The sequence below is a fragment of the Crossiella sp. CA198 genome, from assembly GCF_052078295.1.
GTDB lineage: Bacteria > Actinomycetota > Actinomycetes > Mycobacteriales > Pseudonocardiaceae > Crossiella.
Genome location: NZ_JBQJIM010000009.1, coordinates 172,272 through 187,564, shown reverse-complemented (window position 1 = coordinate 187,564; position 15,293 = coordinate 172,272). Strand labels below are relative to the sequence as shown.

Genomic DNA, 15,293 nt, shown 5'->3' with positions numbered 1-15,293 from the left:
GGCGTCCGGCTCAGGTCGCCCTCGGCCCCGGCTTCCCGCGATCGGCGAACAACCGCGCCAGCGTCGTGGTCAGATGCCGCACCGGCAACGTCGTGTGCTCCAGCTGTCGCACCGCCGCCAGCAACTGACTCAGCCCGTCCTCATGCGCCAGGCAGGTGCGCAGGATGTTCTGCACCTCCTGGCGGGCCCGGGAATCCCGGTGCACCGAGGAACTGATCGCCGGGTCCAGTGAGTCCAGCAACCGCTGCCTGCTGTACGGGAACCGGCACAGCGGCACCGCCAGCAACGCGTCGGTGGCCAGCACCAGCACATACGGATCCACAGTGGACGGTCGATATCCCGGATGAGGTTGCCCCACCGTGAGTTCCCGGGGCCGGTGCAGGATCCAGGCCAGCAGGTCGGCGTTGCGCACCGGGACCCTGGCCGGGCGGAACAGGGCGCCGGGGGTGCGGGTGGTGCTCTGGTAGAGGGCGTCGGAGATGATCAGGGCCAGGTCGGCGCGGTCGCGGCGCAGGGATTCGTGCAGGGCGGGGGCGTCGGCCATGCCGAAGGTCTCCCGGACGGCGGGGCTGGTGACGCCGCGGTCGTCGATCCGGACCGGGCCGGCGTGCATGGCCACTCGCAGCCGCAACTGGTCGATGGGCAGCAGGTTCGCGTTGACCGCGCGGAGTTCGCGGGAGAGGTTGTCCGGCACCATGGCCACCAGTTGTTCCCGGGAGACCTGGGGCGACAACAACAGCAGCACGCCCTCGCCGTAGCTTTCGGTGGCGCAGTCCGCCCACGGGATGTGGCTGCGGGTGACCGCGTTCTTCAGCGCCTCGTACATCCGGCGCCGCAACGTGATCCGCGCCTGGTCCGCGCTGTCGGCGGTGGAGTTGGTGTGCACCACCAGCATCACCCTGGGCACCACCACGCTCACCCGGCTGCACAGCATGTCGGCCAGGCCGGAGAGCAATGCCTTGGTGCGCTGGGTGTCCGGGTGGTCCTCGCCCCGCACCCGCAGCTGCGCGGCCAGCACCTCCTGGTAGGTCTGCTGCGCCAGCACCAGTTTGCCCTGCTGGGTCAGTGCGGTGGCCAGGTTGTTGCGGCAGTCCAGGGTGTCCGGGTGATCGGCGCCCAGCACCCGCAGCTGATCGGTGAGCAGCGCGGTGTACGCGGCTTCGGCCTCGGCCAGTTTCCCTTGCTGGGCAAGCACGTTGGCCAGGTTGTTGCGGCTGGCCAGGGTGTCCGGGTGGTCCGCGCCGAGCACCCTGGGCAGATCGGCCAGCAGTGCGGTGTAGGTTTCCTCGGCCGCGGCCAGTTCGCCTTGCTGGGCCAGGATGTTGGCCAGGTTGTTGCGGGTGGCCAGGGTGTCGGGGTGTTCGGGGCCGAGCAGCACGCACCGCCGGTCGGCGACCTGGCGGAACACCTCGGCCGCCTCGGCCAGTTTCGCGTTGTCCCGCAACGCGTCCGCCTCGTCCTGCAACACGTTGGCCAGGTTGGACAGCACCGCCAGGGCATCGTCGGAATCCGGCAGCATGCCGGCGGCGGCCCGGCGCAGGATCGCCTCCGCCTCGGTCAGGTCCGCCGGATCGGCCAGCCTGCTGTGCCGCGCGCGCAGGGCCGCGCCCAGGTTGGACAGTCTGCGCAACCGGCCGGGGTGTTCCGGCGAGGTGGCCGCGGTGGCCTGGCGCAGCACCGCGATCGCCTCGTCCAGGGAGTCCAGGTCGCCGGTGCGCTCGTAGTGCAGCCGCAGCGAGGCGCCCAGGTTGGCCAGCAGCGCGGAGCGGTCCCGGTCGTCGTCGGGGGCGCAGCGCAACGCCTGCCGCTGCCTGCGCACCGCGTGCTGCAGGTCCCGCTCGTCGAAGGTGTGCTCATGCCGCTGCCGCAACGCGTTGCCCAGGTTGGACAGGTGCCCGCTGAGATCGCGGTCGTCCGGTTCGAGCAGCCCGAGCACCTGGTTCAGCGTGCTGATCGCCCGGTCCAGCACGTCCAGCTCCCTGGTCACCTCGTACTCGATCTGCAGCGAATGACTCAGCAGCGACAGCCACTCCCGGGTCCGCGCCGGATCGTCCACAGTGGACTCGGCGAGGGTCAGGGTCAGTGCGGCGGCCTCTCTGGCGGCGGTCAGCGCGGCCACCCGCGCGCCGGTGCGGGCCTGGTGCCCGCCCAGCCGCAGCAACGCCAGTGCCAGCGCGGCCCTGGTCTCCACGCTGTCACCGCCCGGCCCGGCCAGCCGCGCGCGCAGCTGCCGGACCTGGCCTGCCAGCCTGGTCTCCGATGCGGTCGACTCACTCATCGCTGGCTCCCCGATCGGTCTTGGTCGGCGGATTGAGGAGGAATTCCCTTGCCAGGTCGGGATCGTGGATCTCCCAGCTCTCCGAGCGGGTGCCGTCCCGTGCGGTGGAGCGGGTGTACTTGAGCAGACTCGGCCGTTCCGGCTCGGCCGGTGGCGCCTGCCGCGGCGCGGGCACCACCACCAGCTCGGGCGGATCGGCCACCGCGAACCGTTCGGCCAGCCGTTGGTAGGTGTCCCTGGCCGCGCCGAAACGGCCCGCGCGGGCGGCCTCCAGCTCGCGCAGCATGGACACGATGTAGCGGGCCTGGCGGCCGCGGATGACCGACTGGCCGCCGCCGGTCACCGCGAGGTGCGTGCACAGCAGGTCGTGCAGTTCCTTGTCCGGGTCAAAACCCTGGGCCAGGTAGATGTCGTAGGCCTCCAGCGCCTGGGCCAGGGGTCCGGCCCCGGCCAGCCGGGCGCGCAGCTCACTCACCTGGGCCCGCAACGCTTTTCCCGGTGTGGTCGCGGTCAGCTCGGCCAGTTCGGCGAGCACCGCCAGCTCGGCCGCGTCGGCCGCGCCGATGATCTGGGCGCGCAACGCCAGGCTGTTCTCCGGATTGGCCAGCGCGGTGGGCCGCTGCGGATACCGGTCGTACTCGACCAGGATCACCGCCTGGAAGCCCTTGCCGATCGGCTCCACACCCAGCCGGTTGACCAGTGGACCGTCCAGCGCGGGCACGATGATCTGGGAGCCGCCGTGGCAGGCCGCGTTGGCCAGCAACCGCACGTGGTCGCGCGGCGCGTCCGGCTGGAACGGCAGCATGGTGGGGGAGTTGGCAGGCACGCACACGATGTCGGCGCGCTGCACGGTCGCGTTGCTCTCCCACAGCAGATAGTCCTTGCACACCGCGACCGCCAGCCGCACCTGCCGCCCGCGCAGGGTCAGTTCCACGATCCGCACGCCCTCGCCCGCGGTCGCGTTCTCCCCGTCAGCGAGGGAAAGCTTGGTCACCAGGTGCACGCTGCCGTCGTGGATGAGCACGGAGACGTTGCAGCGCAACAGGTCCACGGCCTGCCAGTCCGTTTCGGCCAGTGCGACCAGCTCGGCGGCCTCGGCCAGGTTGCGCACATAGCCCAGCCCGGCCACCACCACCCGGCCCGCCGAGAACTCGCGCAGGGTCTCCAGGCAGCCCAGCGGCACCAGGTACTCCGGGAAGACCACCACGTCGGCGGATTGCCGGTCCAGGAAGGACATCAGCTCGGTCAGGCAGGAGCGGGTGGCTGAAGTGGACAGTTCCTGGATGCCGTCGTAGACGGTGGGGTGGGTGCCGCTGAACAGGTGCGCCGCGGACAGCTCGCCGGGTCCGGCGCCTGCCTCGTAGAGGGGTTCGGCGGGCAGCCACAGGTTTTCCGTGGTGCGTGTGTGCGGCAGCCCGTCCAGCTGCACCACGCACAACCGGAGCCTGCGGTCAGTCCCGGGGTTCGACATGCGCGCCCTCCCGCAGTCGCTCGGCCAGTGATTCGGCGAAGGGGTAGGGCCGGAAGCCGCGCAGCGCCTCGACCCGGTCGATGTAGGGCCGGGCCGCGATGATCGCGCCGGCATAGGAGCGGCCCATGCCGCGCCGCACCAGCCGCCGGTCCACATAGCCGCCAGCGCAGGCGATCGCGATCGAGTTGAGCACCGCCAGGGTGTACCCGATCCGGTCCAGGGTGTCCCGGTCCAGCTCGGCCAGCTCCTCCGCCGAGCGACCGGCCACCCGCTGGTGCAGGAGCCGCCGCCCGGCCCGCACCTCCGCGGACAGGTACCGCTCGTGCAGGTCGAAGAAGGCCCGCAACCGATCCGCCCTGGTGGACCGCCGGAATCCCCAGAACGCGATCAGCAACGCCACCACCGGGGACAACAGGGACAGCCAGACACTCAGAGCCATTGCCCACCTCAGCGACGTTGGTTCAGGACATCCCGCTGTCGGGCAGCCCACCCCGGGTGTTACGCACAGTGACTAACCCGTGACCCGGAATCGGACTTTTCGGTAGGCTGAAGCGGGTAGTGGGGGTTGCGACGCAGGGGGGATCGACATGCCGCGTGCTCGACGATGGGTGGCGCTCGCGCTCGGGGTCCTGGCGGGGACCGGCCTGATCACCGCACCGGCCGGGGCCGAACCCGAGGCAAGGCCGATCACCTGGGGGGACTGCGCCGGATTTGTCGGCGCGCCGACCGGGGTGGCCATCGAGTGCGCCCGGCTCAGCGTGCCACGGGACTACACGCGGCCGTGGGCGGAGCGGATCAGCATCGGGGTCAGCCGGATCAAGGCGACCGATCCGGCCCGCCGCCGCGGGGTCCTGCTCACCAACCCGGGTGGTCCGGGTGCGGACGGGATGTTCGCCTGGACCGCGCTCTGGTCCGGGTTCCCGGAACTGGCGGCGAGCTACGACCTGATCGGGTTCGCCCCGCGCGGCACGGTCAACGGCACCCCGATCGACTGCGGCGGCCTGGTCGGCCCGCGCACCCCGGCCCAGCCGTACGCGCCGGAACGGGACCCGGCAGCCAACTGCGCGGCAGGCTCCGGCCCGCTGCTGCGGCACATCAGCACCGAGAACACCGCGCGGGACATGGACCAGCTCCGCCGCGCCCTCGGCGAGCGCCGGATCAACTACTGGGGCGCCTCCTACGGCACCTACCTCGGCGGGGTGTACGCGGCGTTGTTCCCGCGGGCGCTGGACCGCGCGGTGCTGGACTCCGCGATCCACCCCGACTGGGCCTGGCGGCGCAGCCGGGTCGCTCAGGCCGAGGCGAAAGAGCAGCGCACCAACGAGATGTTCGACGATATCGCGAGCAGGCACCCGGCCAACGGCCTCGGCGGCACCAGGGCCGAACTGCTGGCCACCTGGACCCGCCTGCGGAAGTGGTTGCAGGACAACCCGATCGCCGATCCGAAGCAGCCCGGCCGGTTCGCCACCGGCGACACCCTGTTCAGCGCCACCGGGTTCTACGTCAACTACCGGCGCACCTGGGGTGTGGTGGAGCGGCTGCTGGTCGAGCTGAACCGGGAGCGCACCGGGACCCTGCTGCTGGAGGCCACCCGTCCCTTCGGCGCGGAGCTGCCCAGCGGTGGCGGCGAGCACCGGCCGGTGAACATGACCTCGGTGTACCTCGGGGTGACCTGTGGTGAGGACCGCTGGCCGCGCGATCCCGCGGTCTATGAACGGGACGCGGCCGAGCTGGAGCGCCGGTTTCCGCTCAACGGCCGGTATTTCATGCTCGTCGACCTGCCCTGCGCGTTCTGGCCGCACCGGCCCAGCCCGCAGGTCCGGATCGCCGGCCACGGCCTGAGCACCACCCCGCTGGTGCTCCAGTCCCGCCGCGATCCGGCCACCCCGTACCAGGGCGGTGTGGCCCTGGCTGAGCGGTTGCGCGGGCGGCTGCTCAGCGTCGCGGGCGGTGAGCACGGCCCGTCGATGAGCGGCAACATCTGCGTGGCGGCCGCGGTGACCGGCTACCTGCGGGACGGCAGGTTGCCACCGGCAGGCGCCGAATGCGCGGAGTCAGCGGCGGGTCCGGGGCCGCGGCTCAGCCCGCGCTGAACGGTGCGCTGAGCCGCACCTGCCAGCCCCGGGTGGTCCGCTCCACCAGCTCCAGCCCGGTCGCGCTGACCCGGATCGGCAGCAGCGCGCGTACCCGCTCGGCGATCCGGTCCGCCTCGGCCGCACTCGCCCCGAGCGCCACAGTGAGATGGGTTGGCGGCCGCTCGCCGAACCGCCCGTCATAGGGCCGCAGCCAGGGCCAGCGCTGCCCGGCCCGGTCCGCCAGGTCCTGGACTCCGGGGGCGGTGACGGCCAGAAAGCCCGGTCTGACAACGACTTCGGCCAGGGTGAGAGCAATCTGCGGGGTGTCCGCGGCGAGCGCGTGGACGGCGTCGGTCAGGCCCTCGGTGATCGGCACGAACGGGTAGCTGACGGTGACATGTGCGGGCAGGCCGGGCCGGACCGTGGCCGGGTTGACCGCGCGGGCCGCGTCCAGCAGCGGCTCGGCGGCCGGGACGAGGATCAGCAGCGCGGTGGTTCCCAGAGCTGGCACCGGGCCATTGTGCCGCGACAGGACTGCGACATGACGGAGATCCAGGCGGGGAACTCGACGCGTTGGCTCGGGGCATGACCAACCTACTGTCGGCGCGCCCGGTCGCCGAGCCCGGCGCGCGGCCGCGACTGCCCGCGCTGGACGGGCTGCGCGGCCTGGCCGTGGCCGGGGTGCTGCTCTTCCACGCCGGCCACCTCAGCGGCGGATTCCTTGGTGTGGACCTGTTCTTCGTGCTCTCCGGCTACCTGATCACCGACCTGCTGCTGCGTGATCACACCCGATCGCTGACCGCGTTCTGGGGCCGCCGGATCCGCCGCCTGTGGCCGGCTCTCGCCGTGCTGCTGCCCGGGGTCACCCTGCTGACCTGGGCGTTCGGCTCACCCGAGCTGTTGCGCACGGCGCTGGCGGACGGTCCGTGGGTGCAGCTGAACCTGGCGAACTGGCACCTGCTGGCCGAATCGGCAGGGTACTGGGACCGATTCGGGCCGGGCCGGGTGTTCGGGCACCTGTGGAGCGTCGCGGTGGAGGAGCAGTTCTACCTGCTGTGGCCGCTGGTCGTGTTCGGCCTGCGCCGTCAGCGCGCGGTGGCATTGGCCGCGGGACTGGGCGCGCTGGCCTCGCTGGGACTGATGCTGGTGCTGACCGACCCGGACCGGGTCTACACCGGCACCGACACCCGAGCCTTCGCCCTGCTGCTGGGCGCGCTGGCGGCCACCGAGCCGGTGCGCGAGTGGGTGCGGCGGACGCTGCCGTCCTGGACCGCGGTGCCACTGGCCCTCGGACTGGCGCTGGCCTGGCTGCTGGTCGACGGGGAGAAGTCGCCGATGTTGTTCCAGGGCGGGCTGTTCGCGCTGTCCCTGGCCGCCGCGCTGCTCATCCTGCTGGCGCCCGGCTCGGTGCTGGACCGCGGGCTGTGCTGGCAGCCGCTGCGCGGACTGGGCCTGGTCTCCTACGGGCTCTACCTGTGGCACTGGCCGGTGTTCCTGTTGCTGTCCAAGGACAAGACCGGCCTGGACGGTTGGCTGTGGACACTGCTGGTCTGCGCCGTCTCGCTGGGACTGGCCGTGCTGTCCAAGGTCCTCGTGGAGGATCCGATCCGGTACCGGGCGTCCTGGGCCCGCGGCCGCACCGGCCTGGCGGCGTTCGCGGCGAGCCTGGTCGTGGTCGCGCTGACCTGGATCGTGCTGCCCCGCCCGGCCACCGCGGCGATCGACACCAGCGCGCTCGGCGCTCGCCCCGCGGTGTCGGCCAACGGGCCCAAGGTGTCCCGGGTGCTGTTCATGGGCGACTCGATCGCCGCCGGACTCGCCTTGCCGCTGGCAGCCGCGACCAAGGCCAGCGGGCTCACCCTGAAGTCGATGGCCGCCGCCGGGGGTGGCGGGGTGGTCGGCCCGCTGGCCGAGTCCACCTGGGCCGAACTGCCCGGTGTGCTGGCCGAGTTCCGCCCGGATGTGCTGGTGTACCAGGTCACCACCTACGACTGGGGCAGCCCGGCCGAACAGCGCGCGGGCTACGAACGCCTGGTGCGCGAGGCGGGCGGCGCCAAGGTGGTGTTCGTGACCATGCCGCCGATCCGCCCGGACGACTTCTACGCCGGGCACATGGCCGAGCTGGGGCGCACCACCGACGCGATCAAGGCGACCGGCGCCACGGTGCTGGAGGGCCGGGAGGTCTGGGGCGAGACGTACCAACGGGAACGGGACGGCCGGATCGAGCGCAGCACCGACGGCATCCACACCTGCCCCGCCGGAGCGGCCCGGTTCACCGCCTGGCTGCTCGACGGGCTCGCCGCGCGCTACTCCGGGATCGCCAGGGTGGCACCGGAAACCTGGGCCAACACCGGCTGGGCCGGGGATAAGCAGTTCCACGGCTGCTAACTGGCCGGACAGCTCCGCGGACCGTGCGGATCGGCGCCGGGCAGGGTGAAGTTCAACTGCACCTTGGTCGTCGCCGATCCGCCGCTCTGCACGTGCACGCCCAGTGCGGTGCAGACCACCTGGTCTACTCCGCGGTCGGTCACTTCGTCGCGGGCCAACGGCAGGGTGAGGGTGATCAGGCCCGGCTCGGTGCTCGCGTACACCCGGGTGGGACCGGTGGCGGTGATCTCGGTGTGCAGCGCGGGCGCCTCGCCACCGGGACCGGTGAGCAGCAGGGACACCGCCTCGCCGATCGAGCCGAGGTTGCTGGTGTGGCGCTCGTCCGGCCGCAACCGGCCCTGACCGTCCACAAAGTACAGCGTGACCCCGGGAGAGACCCCGGTCGGCGCGTCACCGCCATCCTCCACAGTGGACGGTGGAATGCCGCACCCGGCGGCCAGCAACACCAGCGCCGCCAAGCCGATCAGCCTCATGTCGCCTCCCTAGGCAGCACCAGGCGGAAGCACGCGCCGCCGTCGGATCGGTTCGCCGCGGTCAGTTCGCCGCCGTGCAGCCGGGCGTTCGCCCGTGCGATGGACAGGCCCAGCCCACTGCCCTCAGCGCCCGAGCGGGCCGCGTCGGCCTTGTAGAACCGGTCGAACACGTGAGGCAGCACCGATTCCGGCAGTCCGGGACCCCGGTCGGTCACCTCGATCTCGATCCGTCCGGCCTCGGCCCGCAGTGCCACGGTGACCGGTGGCCCGCCGTGCCGCAACGCGTTGCCCACCAGGTTCGCCAGGATCACATCGAGGCGCCGCCGGTCCAGCCGCGCCTCAACCGGCTCGGGCAACTCGGTCCGCACCCGGTCCAGCCAGCCGCGAGCCCGCAGGCAGTCCCGGATCGCCCCACCCACCTCGACCGGCTCGATGCGCAGCTGTGCCATGCCCGCGTCGAACCGGGAAACCTCCATCAGCTCCTCGACCAGCCGGACCAGCCGCTGGGTCGCGGCCACCGCCAGCTCCGCCGATTCCCGTTCCGCCGCACCGAGCTGTGCACTGCTGCCCTGGAGGATCTCGCTGACCGCGGCGAGTGTGCTCAACGGGGTGCGCAGCTCGTGCGAGACATCGGCGACGAACCGGCGCGCGTCCGCCTCCAGCCGCCGCAGCTCGGCCACGGTGTGCTGCAACGAACCCGCCATCTCGTTGACCGTGCCCGCCAGTTCGGCCAGTTCGTCCTTGCCCCGCACCGGCAACCGCGCGTCCAGGTCTCCGGCGGCCAGCCTGCGCGCGGTGTCCCGCACCCGCCGCACCGGCCGCAGCACCCCGCCCGCGGCCAGCAAGGCGACCACTACCGCCAGTGGCAACGCGATCGCGCTGGTGCGCGCGGCGGCCATGGTCAGTTCGTCCAGCTGTGCCTGGGTTCCGGCCAGATCCCGAACCGCGTAGACCTCGATACCCGAGGGCGTCCGCCGCCCGTCCACCGCGGTGATCATGACCGGGGCGCCGATCAGCAGCCGTGGCCCGTCCTGCTCAACCCGTTGCCACACCAGCCGGTTCCGCTCCCGCACCGCGGTGCGCAACGCCTCGGCCGCCCGGTCCGCCCCTGCCCCGGCCCGTAGGTCCACAGTGGACACGAGCGTGTTGTCGCCCACCGCCGCTCGCAGCCGGTCCAGCCCGGCCTGGTCCGGTGGAAAGCTCACCTGCGCCGCCACCGCGCCGATCCGCGCGGTCAGCTCCCCGGTCAGCCGTTGCTGCGCCTCACTCAGCAGCGCGGCCCGCGCCGACCCCGCGCTCGCCCAGGTCGCTGCCACCGCGCCCAGCCCGGTGACCAGCACAAACGCCACCACCAGCCGGGTGCGCAGGCTGTTCCGCCTCATCCGGGGCCAAACCGGTAACCGAAGCCGCGCACGGTCTGCACGTGCTCCGGCTCCCGCGGCGAGTCCTCGATCTTGGCCCGCAACCGCTGCACGCAGTTGTCCACCAGCCGGGAGTCGCCGAGATAGTCGTGTTCCCACACCAGTTCCAGCAACTGCTGCCGGCTGAACACCCGCCCCGGCGCACGGGCCAGCGTCAGCAGCAACCGGAACTCCGTCGGCGTCAACGCCACCGGCGCCCCGGCCAGCGACACCGTCGCCGCCACCGGATTGATCACCAGCGCCCCGCCGCCGAGCACCCCGTCCGGTTCCACCCCGACCCGCCGCAACACCGCCCGGATCCGCGCGTCCAGCACCGTCGGCTGGGCCGGCTTGATCACGTAGTCATCCGCCCCGGCGGCCAGCCCATGCACCACGTCGAAGTCGTCACCGCGCGCGGTGAGCATGATCACCGGCACCGCACCGGCGCTCCGGATCCGGCGGCACACCTCGAACCCGTCCATCCCGGGCAGCATCACGTCCAGCACCACGATGTCCGGTGGCGTGCCGGTCAGCTCGCGCAACCCGGTCTCGCCGTCCTCGGCGGTGCGGACCTCGTGGCCGTGCCGGGTCAGCGCGAGCTGCAGCCCACGACGGACCAGCGGATCATCCTCGACGAGCAGAATCGCGGCCACCACGCCAGTATGCGGTGGCCACCGGACCGGGGCACGGTCAGCAGCGCGCTGCGACACAACTACGACACAGCACCGTCCACTGTGCCCGATCCGGCCGGCCGAGCGAACCCGGCCGGCCGCTGCTAGCCTGCGCCCCAGCAGGAGGACGATCTGGGGGACGAGTCATGGGGAACTCGACAACCGCGTCGGCCGTGCTGGCCGTCGCGTTGCTGACCGTGGGCGCGTGCGGTGGCCCGAGCACACCGGCGCCGACCAGCAGCAGTACCAGTGCCGCACCGGTCGCGCTGAGCATGGAGCAGTACCAGGCCGCGCTCACCGAGCTGGAGGACGTGGTCCGCCCGCTGGCCGAGCGGGTCGTCACGACGAACACGTTGGCGGAGCTGAACATCGCCCGCGCCGCCCTCGGCAATGAGTTGATGAAGCAGAGCATGAAGTTCCGCGCCCTGACACCACCCGCGGACCTGCGTGGCCAGCACCGGCGCTTCGACAGCTACTTCCTGGGCCTGAGCGCGATGACGCTGCCGCTGACGATCAGCGACCGCCTCACCGAGTGCGGCACCCGGGTTGACGAGGGCGTCTTCGTGCGCAACTCCAAGGTCAGCACGATCATCGAGCTGCGCCGGGACAACATGCGCGAGTTCCCGGCCGAACTGGCCAAGGCCGGCCTGAAGTTCGCCGGCCTGCCCCTGCCCCCCGAGCCCCCCGCCCTGCCCAACCGCCGAGCGGCCAACGGCGAGGTGGTGCACCGCTCCGGCGTCAAGGGCGGCGGCACCCTGGCGGTGACCAACAACGGCAAGCAGGACGTGGCCGTCTCCGCGGTGGTCGGCGAACCAACCGACCCACGAGCCACCATCTACGTGCGGGCCGGCGCCAGCGCCACGCTGACCGGACTGCCCGGCGGGACCTACGGCGTCTACTACAAGACCGGGGTGGACTGGGACGCCGGGCGGCGGGGGTTCACCAGGGACTGCGGGTTCGCCAAGTTCCTGCAGGGGTTCCAGGGCAACCGGGGCTGGCAGATCACGCTGACACCCGCTGGCGACGGCAACTCGCCGATCACCAAGATCCCGGCGTTCTGAGCACGGCTCACCCGGGCTGAGTCAGGCCGTTCACGCTGGCCAGTTGCGATTCCGGCTGGCTTGTTTTCTCTGGTGTCGCGATTATTTCAGTGTCGATCGAAATTAATCCTCGTGGACGAAGAGCGAAGATCAGCCGGGACAGGGAGAGGAAGAGAGGACGGGAAGAGGGAGAGGAAAGTGGGGGGCGCTGTCGCGCGAGCAGGTTTGCGCGGGAATGCCGTGGTTGGCGCTGCCCAGCACCAGATCCCGCGAGCCGACCGACCGTTCGGTAGAGGTGCAACTTGTCACCGCGCAAGCTGACCGACCGTTCGGTAGAGGTGCGAACCTGCCAGCGCGCAAGCTGACCGACCGTTCGGTAGGCGCGCGAACTTGCTACCGCGTAGGCCAACCGGCCGTTCGGTAGGCATGCGGACTTGCTGGTGTGCACGCTGACCGACCGTTCGGTAGGCGCGCAGACTTGGTGGTTGGTAAGCCGACTGACCGTTCGGCAGGCGCGCAGACTCGCTGTTGTGCAGGCCGACCGACCGTTCGGTAGAGGTGCGAACTTGCCAACGCGCAAGCCCACCGACCATTCGGTAGGCACGCGAACGTGGACTCAGCCGAGGCAGGGCCGATCCAGCCACGGCTCCCGATCCCCAGCCTCCGCGCCGCGGACCTGCTCCGCGATCGCGGCCACCCCGGTAACCATCGGGCTCGTGTCGTGACAGTGGCCGCCTCGCAGCCGTCCGGCTCGTGTCCTGGCCGCCCGACCCCGCAGCCGTCCTGGTCGCTCAGCTCCCATGTCCACCCTGGCCAGCCGTCAGCCTCACTCCGCCGCAGTCGCCGCCCCCAGCAATTCCCGGATCCGCCCCGTCACCGCCGCGAACCCGGGCAACGCCATCGTCTCCGCATACCCCCGCCGCTCCGGCAACCCCACCGGAATGATCTCCGCGACCCGCCCCGGCCGCGCCGTCAACACCACCACCCGGTTCGCCAGATAAGCCGACTCCGCGATCGAGTGCGTCACCAGCAACACCGTCGTGCCGGTCTCCCGCCAGATCCGGTGCAGTTCCACGTTCATCTGCTCCCGGGTCAGCGCGTCCAGCGCCCCGAATGGCTCGTCCATCAACAGCACCCTCGGCCGGTGCAGCAACGCCCGGCACAGCGCCACCCGCTGTTGCATCCCGCCGGACAGCTCGTGCGGCAGCGCGTCGGCGAAGCCACTCAGCCCGGTCAGCTCGATCAGCTCGTCGGTGCGTTGCCGGGCCTCGGCCGTCGGCATGCCGCGCATTTCCGCCTGGAGCAGGATGTTGCGCCGGGCCGAGCGCCAGTCCAGCAGGGCGGCGCGTTGGAAGACGTAGCCGATGTCGTGGCGGGGGCCGCGGACCTGGTCGCCGAGCAGGCGGACCGTGCCCGCGGACGGGGAAAGCAGGCCCGCCACCAGTTTCAGCAGGGTGGACTTGCCGCAGCCGGAGGGGCCGACGATGCTGACGAACTCGCCCGGTTCGACGTCCAGCGATACCTCCTCGACCGCGGTCACCGCGAGTTTGCGGGCGCGGAAGCGGACGGTGACCGCGTCCAGTTGCACGGCGTGGCTGGTGCGGGTGGTGATCACCCGGCTCATCCCTTGGCCGCCACGGTGTGCGCCCAGTAGGTCGAGGGATCCTTTGCCGTGGCCAGGATTCCGGTGCGGACGAACACCTCGATGGTGGCCTTCCAGTCCGCCTCGGTGTTGACCCCGGGCGCCAGGGTGCGAGTGGATTCGGTGCGCAGCAGGGCGCGGGTGGCGGTGAACTGGTCCAGCACCACCGCGGGTGGCGGGAGCTGCTCGGCCGCGCCCTGCATGGACTCGACCGCGGCGGCCGGGTTCTTCTCCGCCTCCGCCCAGGCTTCGGTGGTGGCCGCGACCATGCGCTTGGCCAGGTCCGGGTCCTTGTCCAGCAGGGCGGTGGAGGTGAGCAGGCCGTCGCTGTAGTAGTTCAGGCCGAAATCGGCGAAACGCAGGTAGGACACGGGTTTCTTCGCTTTGTCCTGGATGGTGGGGCCCTGGTCGTTGGCGTTGCCGACCAGGGCGTCGGCCCGGTCCGCGATCACCGCGGCGATCTTGCCCGCCGGGTCGATGTTCTGGATGCGGACGTCGGTCTCGGTCAAGCCGTTCTGCTTGAGGAAGGCGCCGAAGGTCTTGGACAGCGCGTCGCCCGCGGTCAGCGCGACGGTGCGGCCCTTGAGGTCGCTGGGTTTGCTGAATCCCTTGTCCCCGAAGAACTGCACCGAAGCGGGAGTGGTCTGCAGGTACACGCCGAGGCTTTTCACCGGGACGCCGGAGTCGACCGCGGTGAGCAGCGAGGCGGTGTCGGCCCAGCCGAACTCGGTCTGGCCGCCGCCGACGGCCTGCACGGTCTTGCCGGAGCCTTGGCCCGCCTGGATTTTCAGGTTGATCCCGTGCTTGCGGAAGATCCCCTGCTTGAGCCCGTGGTAGAACGGCGCGTGCTCACCGTAGGGATACCAGTTCAGGGTCAGGGTGATCTGCCTGCCCGGATCGGGCGCGCCGCCACCGCCGCACGCGGTGGCGGTCACTAACAACAGCGCGGTGAGCAGGAGTCGACCGGTGGTCCTCATGGCGTGGCCTTTCGACTAGAGGGTGGTCACGGTCGTGGTGTGGCGGCTGACGTGCCAGGGCAGCAGCAGCGCCTCGGCGGCCTCCAGCAGGACGAACAGCACGACGCCGATCATCGACATCAGGATCAGGCCGGCGAACAGCATTGGGGTGTCGAGGTTTCCGTTGGCCTGCAGGATCACGTAGCCCAGGCCCTCGTTGGCGCCGACGAACTCGCCGACCACCGCGCCGGTCACCGCCAGCGTCACCGCGACCTTCAGGCCGGCGAACAACTGTGGCAGCGCGGCCGGGAAGCGGATCTTGACGAAGGTCTTGACCGGACCGCCGCCCATGGTGGCGGCCAGTTCCAGCATTTCCGCGCTGACCGACTTGAGCCCGGTGACCATGGAGATCACCACCGGGAAGAACGCGATCAGCACCGCCACCAGGACCTTGGGCTCCAGGCCGAAACCCAGCCACACCACGAACAGCGGTGCGATCGCGATCTTGGGAATCACCTGGGCGAACAACAGGATCGGGTAGAGCGTGCGCTCCACGGTCGGCGAGTAGACCATCAGCACCGCGGCCAGCACGCCCAGCACCGCGGCGATCAGGAAGCCGAGCAGGGTCTCGTAGCTGGTGACCCAGGTGTGCTCGCCGAGGTAGGACCATTTGGCGGCGAAGACCGACAGTGTCGCGCCGGGGGAGGGCACCAGGTAGGGCGCGACCAGGCCGGTGGCGGTGATCAGCTGCCAGGCCAGCAGGCAGGCGGCCAGCAGTGCGACCGGCCGCCAGGAGCGTTCCAGCCACCGGCGGGCGCGGGCGGCGCCTGCGGATTCGCGCTCGGTCATCGGATCCCCGTTCTCCGGTGGAAAGCGCCGTACACTCAGCACTGTCCAAT

The 15,293-nt window shown here is 71.3% G+C and carries 13 protein-coding genes; 3 read left to right on the top strand and 10 right to left on the bottom strand.

The genetic code is table 11. From position 1 onward, the window contains the following. Positions 1–10 precede the first annotated feature (10 nt). The 3 genes from ACTOWY_RS17180 to ACTOWY_RS17170 are packed head-to-tail and all read right to left on the bottom strand — an operon-like array spanning position 11 to position 4,188. Positions 11–2,278, bottom strand: a complete 2,268-nt coding sequence (locus ACTOWY_RS17180) for a tetratricopeptide repeat protein (protein WP_441310628.1) — start codon at positions 2,276–2,278, stop codon at positions 11–13. Continuing rightward, positions 2,271–3,749 (bottom strand): hypothetical protein, encoded by a 1,479-nt coding sequence (locus ACTOWY_RS17175; RefSeq protein WP_441310627.1) that lies wholly within the window; start codon positions 3,747–3,749, stop codon positions 2,271–2,273. Before ACTOWY_RS17175 ends, ACTOWY_RS17180 begins: the two co-directional genes overlap by 8 nt. Further along, positions 3,730–4,188 carry a DUF4760 domain-containing protein gene (locus ACTOWY_RS17170; protein ID WP_441310626.1) on the bottom strand — a complete coding sequence of 153 codons (459 nt, stop codon included), beginning with the start codon at positions 4,186–4,188 and terminating at the stop codon, positions 3,730–3,732. Before ACTOWY_RS17170 ends, ACTOWY_RS17175 begins: the two co-directional genes overlap by 20 nt. A 148-nt stretch (positions 4,189–4,336) precedes the next feature. Between ACTOWY_RS17170 and ACTOWY_RS17165 the strand changes: the two genes are divergently transcribed. Then, complete coding sequence (locus ACTOWY_RS17165) at positions 4,337–5,842, top strand: alpha/beta hydrolase (protein WP_441310625.1); 1,506 nt, start codon at positions 4,337–4,339, stop codon at positions 5,840–5,842. On the opposite strand, the gene ACTOWY_RS17160 is transcribed toward ACTOWY_RS17165, so the two are convergent. Continuing rightward, positions 5,829–6,335, bottom strand: a complete 507-nt coding sequence (locus ACTOWY_RS17160) for a 2'-5' RNA ligase family protein (RefSeq protein ID WP_441310624.1) — start codon at positions 6,333–6,335, stop codon at positions 5,829–5,831. The two genes, ACTOWY_RS17165 and ACTOWY_RS17160, sit on opposite strands and share 14 nt — an antisense overlap. Before the next feature lie 74 nt (positions 6,336–6,409). On the opposite strand from ACTOWY_RS17160, the gene ACTOWY_RS17155 reads away from it, so the two are divergent. Continuing rightward, positions 6,410–8,212: an acyltransferase family protein gene (locus tag ACTOWY_RS17155; RefSeq protein WP_441310623.1), complete on the top strand. Its 1,803-nt coding sequence runs from the start codon at positions 6,410–6,412 to the stop codon at positions 8,210–8,212. Here the strand turns inward: ACTOWY_RS17155 and ACTOWY_RS17150 are convergent. From ACTOWY_RS17150 to ACTOWY_RS17140, 3 genes are read right to left on the bottom strand one after another with little or no spacing between them, the layout of a single operon-like run. Then, positions 8,209–8,685, bottom strand: a complete 477-nt coding sequence (locus ACTOWY_RS17150; RefSeq protein WP_441310622.1) for a hypothetical protein — start codon at positions 8,683–8,685, stop codon at positions 8,209–8,211. The two genes, ACTOWY_RS17155 and ACTOWY_RS17150, sit on opposite strands and share 4 nt — an antisense overlap. Beyond that, a complete protein-coding gene (locus tag ACTOWY_RS17145) occupies positions 8,682–10,067 on the bottom strand; it encodes an ATP-binding protein (protein ID WP_441310621.1) in 1,386 nt (461 codons plus the stop codon). Before ACTOWY_RS17145 ends, ACTOWY_RS17150 begins: the two co-directional genes overlap by 4 nt. Beyond that, positions 10,064–10,738 (bottom strand): response regulator, encoded by a 675-nt coding sequence (locus ACTOWY_RS17140; protein WP_441310620.1) that lies wholly within the window; start codon positions 10,736–10,738, stop codon positions 10,064–10,066. The genes ACTOWY_RS17145 and ACTOWY_RS17140 overlap by 4 nt, the downstream gene beginning before the upstream one ends. A 164-nt stretch (positions 10,739–10,902) precedes the next feature. On the opposite strand from ACTOWY_RS17140, the gene ACTOWY_RS17135 reads away from it, so the two are divergent. Continuing rightward, complete coding sequence (locus tag ACTOWY_RS17135; protein WP_441310619.1) at positions 10,903–11,817, top strand: hypothetical protein; 915 nt, start codon at positions 10,903–10,905, stop codon at positions 11,815–11,817. An 805-nt stretch (positions 11,818–12,622) separates the two neighbouring features. Here the strand turns inward: ACTOWY_RS17135 and ACTOWY_RS17130 are convergent. The 3 genes from ACTOWY_RS17130 to ACTOWY_RS17120 are packed head-to-tail and all read right to left on the bottom strand — an operon-like array spanning position 12,623 to position 15,243. Continuing rightward, positions 12,623–13,408: an ABC transporter ATP-binding protein gene (locus ACTOWY_RS17130; RefSeq protein ID WP_441310733.1), complete on the bottom strand. Its 786-nt coding sequence runs from the start codon at positions 13,406–13,408 to the stop codon at positions 12,623–12,625. 8 nt (positions 13,409–13,416) lie between these two features. Beyond that, the gene (locus ACTOWY_RS17125) at positions 13,417–14,415 is read right to left on the bottom strand and encodes an ABC transporter substrate-binding protein (protein ID WP_441310618.1); all 999 of its coding nucleotides are present in this window, start codon (positions 14,413–14,415) and stop codon (positions 13,417–13,419) included. Between the two features lie 15 nt (positions 14,416–14,430). After that, a complete protein-coding gene (locus ACTOWY_RS17120) occupies positions 14,431–15,243 on the bottom strand; it encodes an ABC transporter permease (protein WP_441310617.1) in 813 nt (270 codons plus the stop codon). Positions 15,244–15,293 lie beyond the last annotated feature (50 nt).

Coding starts and splice junctions, on each gene's coding strand:
- ACTOWY_RS17180 (WP_441310628.1), bottom strand. CDS start 2,278: ATGAGTGAGTCGACCGCATCGGAGACCAGGCTGGCAGGCCAGGTCCGG.
- ACTOWY_RS17175 (WP_441310627.1), bottom strand. CDS start 3,749: ATGTCGAACCCCGGGACTGACCGCAGGCTCCGGTTGTGCGTGGTGCAG.
- ACTOWY_RS17170 (WP_441310626.1), bottom strand. CDS start 4,188: ATGGCTCTGAGTGTCTGGCTGTCCCTGTTGTCCCCGGTGGTGGCGTTG.
- ACTOWY_RS17165 (WP_441310625.1), top strand. CDS start 4,337: ATGCCGCGTGCTCGACGATGGGTGGCGCTCGCGCTCGGGGTCCTGGCG.
- ACTOWY_RS17155 (WP_441310623.1), top strand. CDS start 6,410: ATGACCAACCTACTGTCGGCGCGCCCGGTCGCCGAGCCCGGCGCGCGG.
- ACTOWY_RS17150 (WP_441310622.1), bottom strand. CDS start 8,685: ATGAGGCTGATCGGCTTGGCGGCGCTGGTGTTGCTGGCCGCCGGGTGC.
- ACTOWY_RS17145 (WP_441310621.1), bottom strand. CDS start 10,067: ATGAGGCGGAACAGCCTGCGCACCCGGCTGGTGGTGGCGTTTGTGCTG.
- ACTOWY_RS17135 (WP_441310619.1), top strand. CDS start 10,903: ATGGGGAACTCGACAACCGCGTCGGCCGTGCTGGCCGTCGCGTTGCTG.
- ACTOWY_RS17125 (WP_441310618.1), bottom strand. CDS start 14,415: ATGAGGACCACCGGTCGACTCCTGCTCACCGCGCTGTTGTTAGTGACC.
- ACTOWY_RS17120 (WP_441310617.1), bottom strand. CDS start 15,243: ATGACCGAGCGCGAATCCGCAGGCGCCGCCCGCGCCCGCCGGTGGCTG.